At 67.9% G+C, this 2,410-nt stretch carries 1 protein-coding gene and 1 pseudogene; both read right to left on the reverse strand.

Features of this window, described 5'->3' with window-relative positions; all coding sequences use genetic code 11:
* Nucleotides 1-524: pseudogene (locus FHX09_RS29310) on the reverse strand (calcium-binding protein); the annotation flags it as partial.
* Nucleotides 525-563: 39 nt separating this feature from the next.
* The gene (locus tag FHX09_RS29315; RefSeq protein ID WP_184451118.1) at nucleotides 564-2,309 is read right to left on the reverse strand and encodes a type I secretion system permease/ATPase; all 1,746 of its coding nucleotides are present in this window, start codon (nucleotides 2,307-2,309) and stop codon (nucleotides 564-566) included.
* Nucleotides 2,310-2,410 lie beyond the last annotated feature (101 nt).

Consider the following 2,410-nt stretch of genomic DNA (forward strand, 5'->3'; position numbering starts at 1 on the left):
CCACCACGATCATGCCCGCGGCCACCGCCGCCGCCATCGCGCGCCCGGCCCGTCTCGGGAAAGTGGAAGCTCTCGCCATCGATGCCGATGCGGCCTTCATTGTCGTTGGCGTTGAAGGCCCGCATCACCGTGTCGGCAAGGTTGGGATTGCGCGGCAGCGGCAGGTCCTCGAAGCTCAGCCGCACCGAGGCGACATGGCGCTTGCGCACCACGCCGGAGGTGCTGGCCATCAGCTCGTCGGTCATGTCGCGCAGGAAGGCGGCGACATCATCGATCGCCGCCAGATTGGTGGCGACGGGACCGGGCGCCGGCTCGGACGGCTCCGGGCCGGCAGCCTTCTGGTCGTGCGGCGGCTCGGGCTTGTCCTTGCCGCTGCCGAGCACGGCGCCGAGCACCCCGAACAGCAAAGGCAGCGAGTAGAGCCGACGGTCGACGCCCTGGTCGGCGGCAAGCCGGAACCGGTTGGCCGGCGCAACGGCCGCCTGGCCGTCGTCCGGCAGTCCGAGGATCAGTCTTTCCTCCATGACGCTCTCCTATCCTTGCTCTTGTCCCTTGCCGGGCCGCTATTCGGCGGCGTTCGCAATCCGGTCGCGACCGGCAGCCGGCGGCGTCTTGCCGACGACCAGCGGGCGCACCTTGGTGGTGGGCTGGATGATCTCGTCCTTCGGCCCGAAGGCGGAAAGCCGGCCGTTCTGCACCAGCCCGACCATGTCGACGGCCGAGAGCGCGCTCGGGCGATGGGCGACGATGACGACGATGCCGCCGCGCTCGCGCACCTTGGCGATCGCCTTGGTCAGCGCCTCCTCGCCTTCGGCGTCGAGGTTGGAGTTCGGCTCGTCGAGCACCACCAGGAAGGGATCGCCATAAAGCGCCCGCGCCAGCCCGATGCGCTGGCGCTGGCCGGCCGACAGCGCCGTGCCATGCGGCCCGAGCTCGGTCTGGTAGCCGTCGCGCAGGTGCACGATCAGCTCGTGGATGTCGGCGGCCTTGGCCGCACGGATGATCTTGCGCGCATCCGGCACCTCGGCAAAGCGCGAGATGTTCTCGGCGATCGTCCCCTCCATCAGCGCCACGTCCTGCGGCAGATAGCCGACATGCTCGCCGAAGAAGGCCTCGTTCCACTGGCTGAGGTCGGCGCCGTCGACCCTGACCGAGCCGCGCAGCACCGGCCAGATGCCGAGGATCGAGCGCGCCAGCGTCGTCTTGCCACCCCCCGACGGGCCGATCAGCCCGAGCGCCTGGCCGGCCTTCAGCGTGAAGCTCACTTCGCTCAACAGCACCGCCCCGGTCGTCGGCGCCACCGTCGTGATGGTGTCGACCGTCAGGCTCTCATGCGGCGCCGGCAGCTCGACATAGTCGCTCTTGTCGTTCAGCACCGCCAGCGTCTCGTTCAGCCGCTGATGGCTGCGCCTGGCGCCGACCACGCCCTTCCACTGGGCGATCGCCAGATCGACCGGCGCCAGCGCGCGCGCCGTGACGATCGACGAGGCGATGATCGAGCCCGACGACAGCTCGCCGCGGATCGCCAGATACGCCCCCAGCCCGAGGATCGCCGACTGCAGCATCATGCGCAGCACCTTCGACAGGCCCGACAGCGTGCCGCCGACATCGGACGTCTTCGTCTGACAGTCGAGGTGGCGACGGTTGGCCTTCTCGAAGCGATCGACGGCCCGCCCGGTGATCCCCATCGCATGCATGATGTCGCTGTTGCGGGCATTCGAATCGGCCACCGAATTGCGTGCCACCGAGGCCTTGATCATCGACTGCGAATGCCGCCTGGTCAGCACCTCGGCGATAACAGTCAGCAGCGTCAGCACCACCGCGCCCCCGACCGTCAAAAGCCCCAGCATCGGATGCAGCAGCCAGACGAACACCAGGTAGATCGGCATCCATGGCAGGTCGAACAGCGCCACCGGACCCTGGCTCGACAGGAAGCCGCGCAGCGTGTCGACGTCGCGGCCGCGCTCCATCGCCTCCGAGGTCGAGTAGCCGTAGCGCGGCATCTCGATCACCACCTTGTGGGCGATCGGCGCCAACTCCGCATCCAGCCGCGCGCCGAGCCGGATCAGGATCTGCGAGCGGATGATGTCGAACATCCCCTGGAACAAATAGAGGCTGATCGCCAGGATCGACAGCGCCACCAGCGTCGAGATCGAGCCGCTGGTCAGCGCCCGGTCGTAGATCTGCAGCATGTAGAAGGCGCCCGTCAGCGCCAGGATGTTGATGATCCCCGACAGTCCGAACAGATAGACAAGGATGCCGCGCAATCCCGTGATCTTGTACTGCGGCTCGCTCTTCTTCTTGGTCATCGCACGTCCCCACATCGGCGCATCGAACCCAGGACATCACCCGTCGCCTGGACCCGGCGCATTGAACAGATAAGTCCCCACCCGGGATCACCCGGTCGGGG

It is taken from the genome of Rhizobium sp. BK538, assembly GCF_014197575.1.
Taxonomy (GTDB): Bacteria; Pseudomonadota; Alphaproteobacteria; order Rhizobiales; family Rhizobiaceae; genus Rhizobium.

What these genes read in the sequence shown, in the direction of transcription:
- FHX09_RS29315 (WP_184451118.1), bottom strand. Translation starts at nt 2,309, where the DNA reads ATGACCAAGAAGAAGAGCGAGCCGCAGTACAAGATCACGGGATTGCGC.